Source organism: Streptococcus oralis, assembly GCF_003942875.1.
In the GTDB taxonomy this organism is placed as follows: domain Bacteria; phylum Bacillota; class Bacilli; order Lactobacillales; family Streptococcaceae; genus Streptococcus; species Streptococcus oralis_BX.
The window spans coordinates 1-16322 of the sequence record NZ_RMVK01000001.1 but is presented as its reverse complement, the minus strand read 5'-3'; the positions used below and the strand labels follow the sequence as shown (position 1 = coordinate 16322).

The 16322-nt window shown below is 41.3% G+C and carries 15 protein-coding genes, 1 pseudogene and 1 other annotated feature; all 16 genes and pseudogenes read left to right on the top strand.

The window, feature by feature from the left end; translation table 11 throughout:
• Positions 1 to 19 precede the first annotated feature (19 nt).
• Positions 20 to 961, top strand: coding sequence for a peptidylprolyl isomerase PrsA (gene prsA, locus D8844_RS00080; protein WP_000728082.1), 942 nt, complete (start codon positions 20 to 22; stop codon positions 959 to 961).
• A gap of 187 nt (positions 962 to 1148) precedes the next feature.
• On the top strand, positions 1149 to 2372 hold the full coding sequence (gene ftsW, locus D8844_RS00075) for a cell division peptidoglycan polymerase FtsW (RefSeq protein WP_000703342.1): 1224 nt from the start codon (positions 1149 to 1151) through the stop codon (positions 2370 to 2372).
• A gap of 23 nt (positions 2373 to 2395) precedes the next feature.
• Positions 2396 to 5092, top strand: a complete 2697-nt coding sequence (gene ppc / locus D8844_RS00070; RefSeq protein ID WP_125420881.1) for a phosphoenolpyruvate carboxylase — start codon at positions 2396 to 2398, stop codon at positions 5090 to 5092.
• Between the two features lie 96 nt (positions 5093 to 5188).
• Positions 5189 to 5404 (top strand) — a binding site (T-box leader).
• Between the two features lie 118 nt (positions 5405 to 5522).
• Positions 5523 to 6518, top strand: coding sequence for a tryptophan ABC transporter substrate-binding protein (trpX, locus tag D8844_RS00065; RefSeq protein ID WP_000792187.1), 996 nt, complete (start codon positions 5523 to 5525; stop codon positions 6516 to 6518).
• 65 nt (positions 6519 to 6583) lie between these two features.
• Positions 6584 to 7450, top strand: coding sequence for an ABC transporter permease (locus D8844_RS00060; RefSeq protein ID WP_000637255.1), 867 nt, complete (start codon positions 6584 to 6586; stop codon positions 7448 to 7450).
• Positions 7447 to 8205 carry an ABC transporter ATP-binding protein gene (locus D8844_RS00055; RefSeq protein WP_049505730.1) on the top strand — a complete coding sequence of 253 codons (759 nt, stop codon included), beginning with the start codon at positions 7447 to 7449 and terminating at the stop codon, positions 8203 to 8205. The genes D8844_RS00060 and D8844_RS00055 overlap by 4 nt, the downstream gene beginning before the upstream one ends.
• A 196-nt stretch (positions 8206 to 8401) precedes the next feature.
• Positions 8402 to 10162: a DNA primase gene (gene dnaG, locus D8844_RS00050; protein ID WP_125420878.1), complete on the top strand. Its 1761-nt coding sequence runs from the start codon at positions 8402 to 8404 to the stop codon at positions 10160 to 10162.
• A gap of 2 nt (positions 10163 to 10164) precedes the next feature.
• Positions 10165 to 11274 carry an RNA polymerase sigma factor RpoD gene (gene rpoD, locus D8844_RS00045; protein ID WP_000201892.1) on the top strand — a complete coding sequence of 370 codons (1110 nt, stop codon included), beginning with the start codon at positions 10165 to 10167 and terminating at the stop codon, positions 11272 to 11274.
• Between the two features lie 14 nt (positions 11275 to 11288).
• The gene (locus tag D8844_RS00040) at positions 11289 to 11618 is read left to right on the top strand and encodes a metal-sulfur cluster assembly factor (RefSeq protein WP_000331930.1); all 330 of its coding nucleotides are present in this window, start codon (positions 11289 to 11291) and stop codon (positions 11616 to 11618) included.
• 112 nt (positions 11619 to 11730) lie between these two features.
• Positions 11731 to 12774, top strand: a complete 1044-nt coding sequence (locus D8844_RS00035) for a glycosyltransferase family 4 protein (RefSeq protein ID WP_025171818.1) — start codon at positions 11731 to 11733, stop codon at positions 12772 to 12774.
• A gap of 8 nt (positions 12775 to 12782) precedes the next feature.
• Positions 12783 to 14108, top strand: coding sequence for a glycosyltransferase family 4 protein (locus D8844_RS00030; protein WP_001219461.1), 1326 nt, complete (start codon positions 12783 to 12785; stop codon positions 14106 to 14108).
• A gap of 20 nt (positions 14109 to 14128) precedes the next feature.
• Positions 14129 to 14317 (top strand): PspC domain-containing protein, encoded by a 189-nt coding sequence (locus tag D8844_RS00025; protein ID WP_000735789.1) that lies wholly within the window; start codon positions 14129 to 14131, stop codon positions 14315 to 14317.
• Positions 14318 to 14347: 30 nt separating this feature from the next.
• On the top strand, positions 14348 to 14482 hold the full coding sequence (locus D8844_RS00020) for a DUF4044 domain-containing protein (RefSeq protein WP_000863851.1): 135 nt from the start codon (positions 14348 to 14350) through the stop codon (positions 14480 to 14482).
• A 71-nt stretch (positions 14483 to 14553) separates the two neighbouring features.
• On the top strand, positions 14554 to 15864 hold the full coding sequence (gene obgE, locus D8844_RS00015) for a GTPase ObgE (protein ID WP_125420875.1): 1311 nt from the start codon (positions 14554 to 14556) through the stop codon (positions 15862 to 15864).
• 9 nt (positions 15865 to 15873) lie between these two features.
• Positions 15874 to 16038, top strand: a complete 165-nt coding sequence (locus D8844_RS00010; protein ID WP_000502576.1) for a hypothetical protein — start codon at positions 15874 to 15876, stop codon at positions 16036 to 16038.
• A 188-nt stretch (positions 16039 to 16226) separates the two neighbouring features.
• A pseudogene (locus tag D8844_RS00005) lies at positions 16227 to 16322 on the top strand (IS200/IS605 family transposase); the annotation flags it as partial.

The window sequence follows — 16322 nt, the reverse complement described above, 5'->3', positions numbered from 1 at the left end:
TACCGTAAAAGGAGTAAACATGAAGAAAAAACTTATGGCAGGAGCCATCACACTTTTATCAGTAGCAACACTTGCAGCTTGTTCAAACAGTTCTGAAGGAAAAGATTTGATTAGCATGAAGGGCGATGTGATTACAGAGCATCAATTCTTTGAAGAAGTAAAGAACAATCCAACTGCACAACAAGTCTTGCTCAATATGACCATCCAAAAAGTATTTGAACAACAATATGGATCAGAGGTAACGGATAAAGATGTGGATGACGCCGTTGCTGAAGAACAAAAGAAATACGGCGATAGCTACAACAGCGTGCTTCAACGTGCAGGTATGACACCTGAGACTCGTAAAGCTCAAATCCGTACCAGCAAATTGGTTGAATTGGCAGTTAAAAAGGCTGCTGAAAGTGAGTTGACAGACGAAGCCTACCAAAAAGCTTTTGAGTCTTACACACCAGATGTAACAGCTCAAATCATCCGTTTGGATAATGAAGACAAGGCAAAAGAAGTACTTGAGAAAGCTAAAGCAGAAGGTGCGGATTTTGCTCAGTTGGCAAAAGACAACTCTAATGACGATAAAACAAAAGAAAATGGTGGAGAAATCACTTTTGACTCTGCTTCAACAGAACTTCCAGAACAAGTCAAGAAAGCAGCCTTTGCCTTGGATGTGAACGGGGTTTCTGATGTGATTACAGCTACTGGAACACAAGCCTACAGCAGTCAGTTCTACATCATCAAAGTAACGAAGAAAACAGAAAAATCTTCTAATATAGAGGATTACAAAGAAAAATTGAAGACCATTATCTTGACTCAAAAACAAAATGATTCAGCCTTTGTTCAAGGAGTAATTGGTAAAGAATTGCAAGCAGCAAACATCAAGGTTAAAGACCAATCATTCCAAAACATCTTCACCCAATACATCGGTGGTGGTGACTCAAGCTCAAGTAGCAGCTCTTCATCTAACTAAGAAAGCAAAAAACAAATCTCAAAAGAGATTTGTTTTTTTATACCTGATACTGGAAAATGAGTAAAATTCGAAGGATTAAAGGATAAGAGTTTTTTTCTTTCTGAAAAAGTGGTATAATAGCAATCAAAACTAGAAAATAAAACGGAATTGGGAACAGAAGCGTCTGTTCCTATTAGAGTGGTGAAATATGAAAATTAGTAAAAGGCACCTACTAAACTATTCCATTTTGATTCCTTACTTCCTTTTATCGATTTTGGGGCTGATTGTGGTATATTCGACAACGAGTGCAACCTTGATCGAAGAAGGAAAAAGCGCTTTTCAATTGGTGCGAAACCAAGGGATCTTCTGGATAGCTAGTTTGATTCTGATTGCCTTAATCTATAAATTAAAATTAGGTTTCCTAAGAAACGGACGTCTCATCTTTATCGTAATGATTGTGGAGATGGTTCTTTTAGCTCTTGCACGACTGGTCGGAACACCTGTCAATGGAGCATACGGATGGATTTCTGTAGGACCTGTAACGATTCAGCCTGCAGAGTACCTTAAGATTATCATCATCTGGTACCTGGCACATCGATTTTCAAAACAACAAGATGAGATTGCGGTTTATGACTTCCAGGTTTTGACACAGAATCAGTGGCTACCTCGAGCTTTTAACGACTGGCGTTTTGTTCTGCTAGTTCTGATTGGTAGCTTGGGAATTTTCCCAGACTTGGGAAATGCGACCATCTTGGTCTTGGTGGCGCTCATCATGTATACCGTAAGTGGGATCGCCTATCGTTGGTTCTCGACCATTCTGGCTCTCTTGGCAGGGAGCTCAATGTTAGTCTTGTCTGTCATTCGCTTTGTTGGGGTTGAAAAGTTCTCTCAAATTCCTGTATTTGGTTACGTTGCTAAACGTTTTAGTGCCTTCTTTAATCCCTTTAATGACTTGGCGGGTGCAGGACACCAGCTCGCAAATTCCTACTATGCAATGGTAAATGGAGGCTGGTTCGGACTGGGACTAGGGAATTCCATCGAGAAGCGTGGTTATCTGCCAGAAGCCCATACGGATTTTGTCTTTTCGATTGTCATCGAGGAGTTTGGATTCGTTGGAGCCAGTATGATTTTGGCTTTACTCTTCTTCTTGATTTTGCGAATCATCTTGGTTGGTATTCGAGCAAAGGATCCCTTTAACTCCATGGTTGCTATTGGTGTCGGAGGAATGATCCTTGTTCAGGTCTTTGTCAATATTGGTGGGATTTCAGGGTTGATTCCTTCTACAGGGGTAACCTTCCCCTTCCTTTCACAAGGTGGGAACAGTCTATTGGTATTATCCGTGGCCATCGCGCTTGTACTGAACATTGATGCAAGTGAAAAACGTGCCAAACTTATCAGAGAATACGAGAATCAAACCGATGAAAATCTGTAAGGATTGAATGGAAAGGAAAGTATATGTCTCTTCAAAAATTAGAAAACTATAGTAATAAAGCAGTCGTCCAAGAAGAAGTCTTGATTCTGACTGAGCTATTAGAAGATATCACAAAAAATATGCTAGCGCCTGAAACCTTTGAAAAGATTATCCAGTTGAAGGAATTATCAACTAGCGAGAATTATCAAGGGCTCAATGACCTAGTGACCAGTCTTTCGAATGAAGAAATGATTTACATTTCACGCTATTTCTCTATCCTTCCACTTTTGATTAATATCTCTGAGGATGTGGATTTGGCCTATGAAATCAATCACCAAAACAATGTGGACCAAGACTATCTAGGGAAACTATCTACAACGATTAAGATGGTAGCTGAAAAAGAAAATGCAGCCGAAATTTTAGAAAAGTTAAATGTCGTTCCTGTCTTAACCGCCCATCCAACGCAAGTACAGCGCAAGAGTATGCTGGATCTGACCAACCATATCCATACGCTTTTGCGCAAGTACCGTGATGTCAAACTTGGCTTGATTAATAAAGAAAAATGGCATACAGATCTCCGTCGTTACATTGAAATTATCATGCAAACGGACATGATTCGTGAGAAGAAATTGAAAGTAACCAACGAAATCACCAACGTGATGGAGTATTACCAAAGTTCTTTCCTGAATGCTGTTCCGCGTTTGACAGCTGAGTATAAAAAAATGGCAAAAGAACAAGGTATCGATCTCCAACATCCAAAACCGATTACCATGGGGATGTGGATCGGAGGAGACCGTGATGGAAATCCTTTTGTAACAGCGGAAACCCTCAACAAATCAGCCTTGACTCAGTGCGAAGTCATCATGAACTACTATGATGAAAAGATTTATAATCTTTATCGTGAATTTTCACTGTCAACCAGCATCGTGAATGTCAGCAACAAGGTTCGTGAGATGGCGCTGAAGTCACAAGATAACTCGATTTACCGTGAAAAAGAACTCTATCGTCGTGCCCTTTTTGATATCCAAGCTAAGATGCAGGCAACCAAGGCTTATCTCATTGAAGACAAGAATCTTCAGCCTAGATATGCCACTGCAGATGAATTTTATCAAGATTTGTTGGCCATTCGCGACTCTCTCCTTGAGAACAAAGGAGAATACCTGATTTCAGGAGAATTTGTCGAGTTGATGCAAGCTGTCGAAATTTTTGGATTCTACCTTGCTTCTATCGACATGCGCCAGGATTCTAGTGTTCACGAAGCCTGTGTGGCAGAATTGCTTGCATCTGCTGGTATCAATGATCACTATAGCGATCTATCTGAAGATGAAAAATGCGCCCTCCTCTTAAAAGAGTTGGAAGAAGACCCTCGTATTCTCTCAGCGACTCATGCTGAAAAGTCAGAACTGCTTGAAAAAGAACTCTCTATCTTTAAAGCTGCGCGCAAGTTGAAGGATAAACTGGGTGAAAATGTTATTCGTCAAACCATCATTTCTCACGCAACCAGTGTATCCGATATGCTCGAACTAGCCATTATGCTTAAGGAAGTCGGCTTGGTGGATGCCCAAAAAGCCCGCGTTCAGATTGTTCCCCTCTTTGAAACGATCGAGGACTTGGATCACTCAGAAGAAACCATGAGAAGATATTTCTCTCTTCCTTTGGCTAAAAAATGGATTGCTTCAAAAGACAACTACCAAGAAATCATGCTTGGCTACTCTGATAGTAACAAGGACGGTGGTTACCTATCATCATGTTGGACCCTCTATAAAGCGCAACAACAACTGACGGCTATTGGGGATGAATTCGGCGTTAAGGTTACTTTCTTCCATGGTCGTGGTGGTACTGTGGGTCGTGGTGGTGGACCAACTTATGAAGCCATCACATCTCAACCACTTAAGTCTATCAAGGACCGTATCCGTCTGACTGAGCAAGGAGAAGTCATTGGAAACAAATACGGTAACAAAGATGCAGCCTATTATAACCTTGAAATGTTGGTTTCTGCAGCCATTAACCGTATGATTACCAAGAAGAAGAGTGATACCAATACGTCAAATCGTTACGAAGCTATTATGGACCAAGTAGTGGACCGTAGCTACGATATCTATCGTGATTTGGTCTTTGGAAATGAACATTTCTATGACTATTTCTTTGAATCAAGTCCAATCAAGGCTATTTCAAGCTTCAATATTGGTTCGCGTCCAGCAGCTCGTAAGACCATCACTGAAATTGGCGGTTTGCGTGCCATTCCTTGGGTCTTCTCATGGTCACAAAGCCGTGTCATGTTCCCTGGATGGTACGGAGTTGGATCAAGCTTTAAAGAGTTTATTGATCAAAATCCGAAGAATATCGAGTTCCTTCGAGACATGTACCAAAACTGGCCTTTCTTCCAATCTTTGCTTTCCAATGTAGACATGGTCTTGTCTAAGTCTAATATGAACATTGCTTTTGAATATGCCAAGCTCTGTGAAGACGAAGAAGTACAAGCTATCTACTACACTATTTTAGATGAATGGCAGTTGACTAAGGACGTTATTTTAGCTATCGAAGGCTATGACGAACTCTTGGCAGAAAACTCTTACCTAAAAGACAGTCTAAACTATCGTATGCCTTACTTTAATATCCTGAACTACATCCAGTTGGAGTTGATCAAACGTCAACGTCGCGGCGAATTGTCAGCAGACGAAGAAAAACTGATCCATACAACTATCAACGGAATTGCAACAGGTTTGCGTAATTCAGGCTGATATTCTACAAACTTCCTCTTTTATAAAGGGGAAGTTTTTGAATTGTTTAAAAAATTCTAAAAATAAGCTTGACAAGTAGTTGAAAAATGATATAATTTAAACATTCAGAAAGTAATCATGCTCATTTTTTAGAGAGTCTGTGGTTGGTGAAAGCAGATAGATGAAAGTGATGAAATTGGGCTGAATGTACTTAAGAATTTGAAATCATAAAAATTCGGTGAGCACACCTTACAGTGCAACTCGTTATTGCGAGAAAGAGCGATAGGGATATTCCCTATAATTGAGGTGGCACCGCGCATCGACGTCCTCACACAAGTTTTTTGTGTGAGGACTTTTTCTATGAGGAGGAAAGATATTGGAATTTAAACGATGGCATCGCTTGATGATGTGATTTAACAAGTTAAGGTAAAAGAATTAAGGAGAAAGAAAAATGAAAAATAAACGTTTGATTGGAATTGTCGCTGGATTAGCAGTATTGGTGGTGGCTAGCTTGATTTATTCATCTATGAACAAGCCATCAGCTAAGGAAGAGCAAAAGGTTGCTAAGGTTGGTGTCCTTCAATTTGTTAGTCACCCATCCTTGGACTTGATTTACCAAGGGATTCAAGATGGACTAGCTGAAGAAGGCTATAAGGACGATCAAGTAAAAATCGACTTTATGAACTCTGAAGGAGATCAGAGCAAGGTTGCAACCATGAGTAAACAATTGGTAGCAAATGGAAACGATGTAGTTGTTGGGATTGCAACACCAGCGGCTCAAGGACTCGCTAGTGCTACAAAAGACCTACCAGTTATCATGGCTGCTATTACAGACCCAATCGGTGCTAACTTGGTCAAAGATTTGAAAAAACCAGGTGGCAACATCACAGGGGTGTCAGACCACAACCCTGCTGAACAACAAGTGGAATTGATTAAAACTTTGACACCAAATGTCAAAACAATCGGTGCTCTTTACTCAAGTAGCGAAGATAACTCAAAAACACAGGTAGAAGAATTCAAGGCTTATGCTGAAAAAGCAGGTTTGACAGTCGAAACATTTGCCGTTCCTTCAACAAATGAAATTGCTTCAACAGTCAATGTTATGACAAGCAAGGTCGATGCAATTTGGGTTCCAATTGACAATACCATTGCATCAGCATTCTCAACAGTTGTTTCAAGCAACCAAACAGCTAAAAAGCCAATCTACCCAAGTGCCACTGCCATGGTAGAAGCAGGTGGATTAGCATCAGTAGTAGTTGACCAACACGATCTTGGAGTGGCTACTGGTAAAATGATTGCCAAAGTTTTGAAAGGTGAAAAACCAGCTGATACGCCAGTTAATGTCTTTTCAACTGGTAAGTCAGTGATTAACAAAAAACTAGCGCAGGAACTTGGTATCACCATTCCTGAGTCCGTTCTAAAAGAAGCAGGACAAGTGATTGAATAAAGATAAAGGAGGAGCTGGACACATCTCCTCCCATTTTTACTAAAGAAAGAAATGAGTGAAAGATTATGATAGTATCCATTATTTCACAGGGGATGGTCTGGGCGATTCTAGGTTTGGGAATCTTTATGACTTTTCGAATTTTGAATTTTCCAGATATGACTACTGAAGGTTCTTTTCCTCTAGGGGGAGCAGTAGCTGTAACCTTGATAACACAGGGAGTCAATCCATTCTTAGCGACCTTAGCTGCAGTAGGAGCGGGCTGTCTAGCTGGAATGGCGACGGGACTCTTATATACCAAAGGAAAAATCCCAACCCTCTTATCAGGGATTCTGGTCATGACTTCCTGCCATTCCATCATGCTCATGATTATGGGGCGTGCCAATCTGGGGCTTCTTGGAACTAAACAAATACAGGATGTCTTGCCTTTCGATTCAGATCTTAACCAACTCCTGACTGGATTAATCTTTGTAGCTCTTGTTATTGGCCTTATGCTCTTTTTCCTTGATACCAAACTAGGTCAGGCCTACATCGCTACTGGTGATAATCCTGATATGGCTCGTAGCTTTGGTATCAATACGGGTCGTATGGAACTCATGGGCTTGGTTCTCTCAAATGGGATCATCGCACTTGCAGGGGCCTTAATTGCTCAACAAGAAGGATACGCAGATGTTTCCCGAGGAATTGGAGTGATTGTCGTAGGGCTTGCTAGCTTGATTATTGGTGAGGTTTTGTTCAAGAGTTTGACCCTGGCAGAGCGACTCATGACCATCGTTGTAGGGTCTATTGCTTATCAGTTCCTCGTTTGGGGAGTGATTGCTCTTGGGTTTAATACAAGTTATCTTCGTTTGTACAGCGCCTTGATTTTGGCAGTTTGCCTTATGATTCCAACCTTCAAAAGCAAATACCTGAAAGGAGTCAAGTTTAGCAAATGACAGCAATTGTAGAATTAAAAAATGCTACCAAAGTCATCACGAATGGCTTTGACGAGGAAAAAATCATTCTAAATGATGTTTCTCTTGAGATTTTTGAACATGATTTCATTACAATACTAGGTGGAAATGGAGCAGGGAAGTCAACGCTTTTTAACACTATTGCAGGTACCTTACCTTTAACAAGTGGAAGTATCCGTATCATGGGCGAGGATGTGACGCATTTTTCACCTGAAAAGCGGGCTAAGTATTTGTCTCGTGTCTTTCAGGATCCTAAGATGGGTACGGCTCCTCGTATGACGGTGGCGGAAAATCTCTTGATTGCCAAGTTTCGTGGTGAGAAGAGAGGACTCCTTCCTAGGAGACTTTCAAGTCACAGAGAAGAGTTCCAGACTACCATTGAAAAGGTTGGAAATGGTCTTGAAAAACATCTGGACACTCCTATTGAATTTCTATCAGGTGGTCAACGTCAGGCCTTGAGTCTCTTGATGGCAACCTTGAAGCGACCAGAGTTGCTCTTGTTGGATGAACACACAGCAGCTCTCGACCCAAAGACCAGTGTTGCTTTGATGGAGTTAACGGATGACTTTGTCAGCAAGGATCATCTAACAGCCTTGATGATTACCCACCATATGGAAGATGCACTAAAGTATGGCAATCGTCTGATTGTCATGAAGGAAGGTCGTATCATCCAAGACCTCAATAAAGAAGAAAAAGCTAAGATGAAAATTTCAGACTACTATCAATTATTTGAATAGATGAGTTAAATAATCATCAAAAAATAGAGAAGAGAAACTTAGAAGCATGGAAGTGTTTCTGAGTTTTTTATCTTCCATTTCAATCTAGAAAAATAAGACAAAGAGAATTACGGAAAGCGTATGAAATGGTTTACTTTTTTTCAGAAATAAGCTATACTAGTTTACGTGAAACTATGATAAGATGGAGGTATTGTGTATGGTTGACAAGCAAGTCATTGAAGAAATCAAAAACAATGCCAACATTGTGGAAGTCATAGGTGATGTGATTTCTTTACAGAAGGCTGGACGGAACTATTTAGGGCTCTGTCCTTTTCATGGTGAAAAGACCCCCTCTTTCAACGTTGTGGAAGACAAGCAGTTTTATCACTGTTTTGGATGTGGGCGCTCAGGAGATGTCTTTAAGTTCATCGAAGAATACCAAGGCGTGTCCTTCATGGAAGCCGTTCAGCTCTTAGGAGAGCGCGTCGGTATTCAACTGGCCATGCCTGTCCAGTCTCGTCCCCAACAAGCTTCCCCTCATCAAGCTCTATATGATATGCATGAAGAAGCTGCCCGTTTTTACCATGCCATCCTCATGACGACCAAGATGGGAGAAGAAGCAAGGGCTTATCTATATAAACGAGGCTTGACGGATGATGTTTTGAAGCATTTCCAGATTGGACTGGCGCCAGCAGAGAGAACCTATCTCTATCAACGTTTGGCTGACAAGTTTGAGGAAAAGGATTTATTGGATTCGGGCTTGTTCTATCTGTCAGATGGTAATCAATTTTATGATACTTTTTTTGGACGGATCATCTTTCCTTTGACCAATGACAAGGGGCAGGTTATTGCCTTTTCAGGTCGTATCTGGCAAGAAACGGATAGTCAGACTGCCAAATATAAAAATAGTCGCTCGACTGCAATTTTTAACAAGAGTTACGAATTGTATCATTTGGACAAGGCAAAAAAGGGAACAGGTAAGATTACAGAGCTCTATCTGATGGAAGGCTTCATGGATGTGATTGCAGCCTACCGTGCTGGTATAGAAAATGCTGTAGCTTCCATGGGAACAGCCTTAAGCAAGGAGCATGTTGACCACCTTAAACGCTTTACCAAAAAAATTGTTCTCAGCTATGATGGTGACAAGGCAGGGCAGGCAGCAACAGCCAAGGCTCTAGAGGAATTAAAAGACTTCTCAGTGGAAGTTGTTCGAGTACCTGATGCCATGGACCCAGATGAGTATTTGCAAAAGAATTCTCCTGAAGATTTGGCCTACCTCTTAACCAAGACACGTATCAGTCCCATAGAGTTCTATATTCACCAACTCAAACCTGAGAATAGTGACAACTTGCAAGCGCAAATCGAGTTCATTGAAAAGATTGCTCCCTTAATTGCCAAAGAAAAGTCTATCACCGCCCAGAATTCCTATATCCACATTCTGGCGGATAATCTACCTTCCTTTGATTACCAGCAAGTAGAACAGATTGTAAATGAAAGTCGGATTGTTCAAAGGCAGGGGAGGGTAAAGGAGCAACCTACACCCGTAGCGATTAGTTTACCTGTAACGCGGCAACTGACGGCTGTTATGAGAGCAGAGGCTCATCTCCTCTATAGGATGGCTGAGAATCCAGTTGTTTTAAATGACTACCGATTAAGAGAAGGTTTTTTCTTTGATACCCCAGAATTTCAGATTCTTTACGAATTATTAAGTGAGCAGGGAGAAATTGGATCAGAGGAACTGTCTCATCAGACGCCTGAGGTTGAAAATGCTTGGTACCATGTGCTTAGTCTGGATTTGCCTGCAGAGATGTCGCCTCAGGAGCTAGCAGAAGTCGAAGAAACTCGAAACCGTGCTCTCCTCAGCAAGGACAACTTACGAATTAAAAAGAAAGTGCAGGAAGCTAGTCATCTAGGAGATACAGACACAGCCTTGGAAGAATTGCAACGATTGATTTCCCAAAAGAGAAGAATGGAGTAATAATGGCAACAAAACAAAAAGAAGTAACCACATTTGATGTGCAAGTAGCAGACTTTATCCGTAACCACAAAAAAACAGGAACAGCAACAGATGACGAAATCAATTCAAGTCTGGTTATTCCTTTTACCTTAGATGCAGACGGCATTGAAGACCTTTTGCAACGGATTCAGGATGCTGGAATTTCTATCACAGATAACGAAGGAAATCCAAGTGCGCGTGTTCTTAGTGCAGAAGAAGAACCAGAACTTAGTGATGAGGACTTGATTGGCTCAACCTCTGCCAAGGTTAATGACCCAGTCCGTATGTATTTGAAGGAAATCGGGGTCGTTCCTCTCTTGACTAACGAAGAAGAAAAAGAATTGGCTTTAGCAGTTGAAGCTGGTGATATCGAAGCCAAACAACGTCTTGCGGAAGCCAACCTTCGTTTGGTGGTTTCGATCGCTAAGCGCTACGTAGGTCGTGGCATGCAGTTTCTTGATTTGATTCAAGAAGGAAACATGGGCTTGATGAAGGCTGTTGACAAATTTGACTATTCAAAAGGCTTTAAGTTTTCTACTTATGCAACTTGGTGGATTCGTCAGGCGATTACTCGTGCCATCGCTGATCAGGCGCGTACCATTCGTATCCCTGTTCACATGGTGGAAACCATTAACAAGCTTGTCCGTGAACAGCGGAATCTCCTTCAAGAATTGGGCCAAGATCCAACTCCTGAACAAATCGCTGAGCGTATGGATATGACACCTGACAAGGTGCGTGAAATCTTGAAAATCGCCCAAGAACCAGTATCACTTGAAACACCGATTGGTGAAGAGGACGATAGTCATCTTGGGGACTTTATCGAAGACGAAGTGATTGAAAATCCAGTGGATTACACAACGCGTATCGTTTTACGTGAGCAGTTGGATGAAGTCTTGGATACTCTCACAGACCGTGAAGAAAACGTTCTGCGCCTTCGTTTCGGTTTGGACGATGGGAAAATGCGTACTCTTGAAGATGTTGGTAAAGTCTTTAACGTAACTCGTGAACGTATCCGTCAGATCGAGGCCAAGGCTTTGAGAAAACTACGTCAACCAAGTCGCAGCAAACCCCTTCGTGATTTTATTGAAGACTAAGAGTGAGGAATAACATGGCTTATACAGAAGAGCAAATTGAAACGATCAAAACACGCATTTTAAATGCTTTGGAAGAAGTCATCGACCCTGAGTTGGGGATTGATATTGTCAACCTAGGTTTGATTTATGAAATTCGTTTTGATGGTGAAACAGGTCACACTGAAATTGATATGACCTTGACAACTATGGGCTGCCCACTGGCTGACCTTTTGACAGACCAGATACATGATGCGATGACAGATGTGCCTGAGGTAACTAATACCGAGGTCAAATTGGTCTGGTATCCAGCTTGGACGGTTGAAAAAATGAGCCGATACGCACGTATCGCCCTAGGAATTAAATAAAGACTAAAAAAATGAGAGAGACGATTGGAAAATAAGGTAATTTTATCCTTTTTCCTTTGGTCTCTTCTTTCTTTTGCTGATTTTCTGGAAATAAAATGGTATAATGAAAGGTATGGAAAACGAAAAATTGCGTATTAATATGCTAAGTTCAAGTGAAAAAGTAGCTGGTCAAGGAGTGTCAGGAGCTTATAGAGAATTGGTTAGTCTCCTTCACCGTGATGCCAAAGACCAGTTGATTGTTACAGAGAATCTTCCTGTAGAGGCAGATGTAACTCATTTTCACACCATTGATTTCCCTTATTATTTATCTACTTTCCAAAAGAAACGCTCTGGGAGAAAAATTGGCTATGTGCATTTTTTGCCTGATACGCTTGAGGGGAGTTTGAAGATTCCATTTTTCCTAAAAGGAATTGTCAAACGCTATGTTTTTTCCTTTTACAACCGAATGGAACACTTGGTGGTGGTCAATCCCATGTTTATCGAGGATTTGGTGGCTGCTGGTATTCCGCGTGAAAAAGTAACTTATATTCCAAATTTTGTAAACAAAGAAAAATGGCATCCATTACCAGCTGAACAGGTTGCACAACTCCGGAAGGAAATGGATCTTGCGGAAGATCAGTTTGTCGTAATCGGTGCGGGTCAGGTTCAGAAACGTAAAGGGATTGATGATTTTATCCGTCTTGCTGAGGAATTGCCAGAAATTACCTTTATCTGGGCTGGTGGTTTTTCATTTGGTGGGATGACAGATGGTTATGAACGCTACAAGAAGATAATGGACAATCCACCCAAAAATCTTATTTTCCCTGGAATTGTGTCACCCGAACGGATGCGGGAACTTTACGCTATGGCGGATCTATTCTTGCTACCAAGTTACAATGAATTATTCCCTATGACTATCTTAGAGGCCGCTAGTTGCGAGGCTCCTATTATGTTAAGAGATTTGGATCTGTATAAGGTTATTCTTGATGGGAATTATCGTGCTACAAGTGATGTTTCCGAGATGAGAGAAGCAATCCTAGAATACAAGAATGACCCTGAAGCCTTAAAGGACTTGAAAGAAAAAGCTCGCGAGATCTCCAAAGAGTACTCTGAGGAGCATTTGTTGGAAATATGGTTAAAATTTTATCGAGAACAGGCTGCTTTGGGCAAAAAGTGAGGTAATTTATGCGAATTGGTTTATTTACAGATACCTATTTCCCTCAGGTTTCCGGTGTCGCGACTAGTATTCGGACTTTGAAAACTGAGCTTGAAAAGCAGGGGCATGCAGTTTTTATCTTTACAACAACTGATAAAGACGTGAACCGATACGAAGATTGGCAAATTATTCGCATTCCGAGTGTCCCTTTCTTTGCATTTAAGGATCGACGATTTGCCTACCGAGGTTTTACAAAGGCGCTTGAAATTGCCAAGCAGTATCAACTCGATATCATTCATACCCAGACAGAATTTTCTCTTGGTTTGTTAGGGATTTGGATTGCGAGAGAATTGAAAATTCCAGTTATTCATACCTACCATACCCAGTATGAAGACTATGTGCATTACATTGCTAAGGGCATGCTAATTCGTCCGAGTATGGTAAAATATTTGGTGCGAGGCTTCCTTCATGATGTAGATGGCGTGATTTGCCCTAGTGAGATTGTTCGTGACCTTTTATCTAAATACAAAGTTAAGGTTGAAAAGCGTGTTATCCCAACTGGAATTGAGCTGGCTAAGTTTGAACGGCCTGAGATCAAAGAGGAAAACTTACAAGAGCTTCGTTCGAAGTTAGGTATTCAGGAAGGCGAGAAGATGCTACTGAGCCTTTCGCGTATCTCTTTTGAGAAGAATATCCAAGCAGTCTTAGCTGCCTTTGCGCAGGTTTTGAAAGAAGAAGACAAGGTGAAGTTGGTTGTTGCTGGAGACGGGCCTTATCTGGACAGTCTGAAAGAACAAGCAGGGAAATTAAACATACAAAAACATGTGATTTTTACAGGTATGATTGCTCCAAGTGAGACAGCCTTGTACTATAAAGCAGCTGATTTCTTTATTTCAGCTTCCACTAGTGAAACCCAAGGATTGACTTATCTAGAAAGTCTAGCCAGTGGAACGCCTGTTATTGCTCATGGCAATCCCTATCTTGAAAATCTGATCAATGATAAAATGTTTGGGACCCTCTACTATGGAGAACGAGAGCTTGCAGGAGCTATCCTTGAAGCCTTGATCGCTACTCCTGATATGTCTGAACAAAAGTTAGCGGATAAGTTGTACGAGATTTCGGCTGAAAATTTTGGGAAACGAGTTCATGAGTTTTACCTTGATGCCATTATCTCAAATAACTTTGAACATGAGTTACATGATGGACAACCTGTCACTCAACGCTTTTTAAAAACGATTCTCTATCTACCTCAACAGGCTGTTACAAGCCCAGTAAAAGAATCCAAGCGTATTTTAAGAGCGTCTCGAAAACAATTGTCTAGCATCAGAGATTATTGGAGAGACGAATTCAAATAATAGAATAAGAGGAAGAAAAAATGAAAAAATTAATGAGAAGCGGGAAAGATCAAAAAATTGGTGGAGTATGCGCAGGAGTTGCTCATTATTTTGATATCGATCCAACAATTGTTCGTGTCATTTGGGCTGTTCTTGCATTTTGTTATGGGACAGGAGTCCTTGCTTATATCATTTTATGGTTGATTGCACCAGTTTCAACAGACTATTAAATTAGAATTATATAGAAAAAAGGAGAAGTTATGGCTTTTGGAGATAACGGAAAACGTAAAAAAACTTTGTTTGAAAAGGTGACACTTGTTGTCGTGCTCATCATGTTGTTTGTAACCCTTGCTGGTATCTTTGCAACTGCGCTTGGAGCTTTTAGTAGATTCTAAGCAAGCTACGAGGATAGAAACAATAACTAATGACTGGGTTCTCCCCAGCCTTTTTAAAGTGAGAAGAAAATATGAGTATGTTTTTAGATACAGCCAAGATTAAGGTCAAGGCTGGTAATGGTGGCGATGGCATGGTTGCCTTTCGCCGTGAAAAATATGTCCCTAATGGCGGTCCTTGGGGTGGTGATGGTGGACGTGGAGGTAACGTTGTTTTCGTGGTAGACGAAGGCTTACGTACCTTGATGGATTTCCGCTATAACCGTCATTTCAAGGCTGATTCCGGTGAAAAAGGAATGACCAAAGGAATGCACGGACGTGGTGCAGAAGATCTTCGTGTTCGCGTACCACAGGGGACTACTGTACGTGATGCGGAAACAGGTAAAGTCATTACAGACTTGATTGAACATGGTCAAGAGTTTATCGTGGCTCATGGCGGTCGAGGTGGTCGTGGAAATATCCGTTTTGCCACGCCAAAAAATCCTGCACCTGAAATCTCTGAGAATGGAGAACCAGGACAAGAACGTGAGTTGCAACTGGAATTGAAAATCTTAGCAGATGTTGGCTTGGTCGGTTTCCCATCTGTTGGAAAGTCAACTTTGCTTAGTGTCATCACTTCAGCTAAGCCCAAAATCGGTGCTTACCACTTTACGACGATTGTCCCTAATCTAGGTATGGTTCGTACGCAGTCAGGTGAATCTTTTGCAGTAGCAGACCTTCCAGGTTTGATTGAAGGGGCCAGTCAAGGGGTTGGTCTTGGAACCCAGTTTCTTCGTCATATCGAACGCACTCGAGTTATCCTCCATGTCATCGATATGTCAGCTAGTGAAGGACGTGATCCTTATGAGGACTACCTTGCTATCAATAAGGAATTGGAATCCTATAACCTTCGTCTCATGGAACGTCCGCAGATCATTGTAGCCAACAAGATGGATATGCCTGAAAGTCAGGAAAATCTGAAAACTTTCAAGGAAAAGTTGGCTGCAAACTACGACGAGTTTGAGGAACTTCCAGCTATCTTCCCTATTTCTGGATTGACCAAGCAAGGGTTGGCGACTCTTTTGGACGCGACAGCTGATTTGTTAGACAAGACTCCAGAATTCCCGATTTATGACGAATCCGATATGGAAGAAGAAGCTTACTATGGCTTTGACGAGGAAGAAAAAGCCTTTGAAATTAGTCGTGATGATGATGCGACATGGGTACTTTCTGGTGAAAAACTCATGAAACTCTTTAACATGACCAACTTTGACCGTGACGAATCGGTCATGAAGTTTGCCCGTCAGCTTCGTGGTATGGGGGTTGATGAAGCCCTTCGTGCGCGTGGAGCTAAAGATGGCGATTTGGTCCGAATCGGTAAATTTGAATTTGAATTTGTAGACTAGGAGATTGATATGGGAGATAAACCGATATCATTCCGAGATGCAGATGGAAATTTTGTTTCTGCAGCAGATGTGTGGAATGAAAAGAAACTAGAAGAATTGTTTAATCGTCTCAATCCTAAACGCGCTCTACGATTGGCACGTACAAAGAAAGAAGATACACAGTCAAAGAAATAAAAAATTCCCGTGATCTTTTAATCACGGGATTTGTTTTATTATGTGACTATTAGTCCGTCTCGCTCCGTAAGGTGCGAGACAAATAAACCACCCGCTATGCGGGTGCGCGACGAAGGTTATACCAAAAAAACTCCAAACGCGATACAATAAAGGTGTTCAAGCCAATTGTAAAGCGAAAGGAGAAAAATATGGCACAAAAGGCACATAGTTTATCACACACAAAGTGGATGTGTAAATATCACATTGTGTTCACCCCTAAGTATAGACGAAAAATCATTTATAAT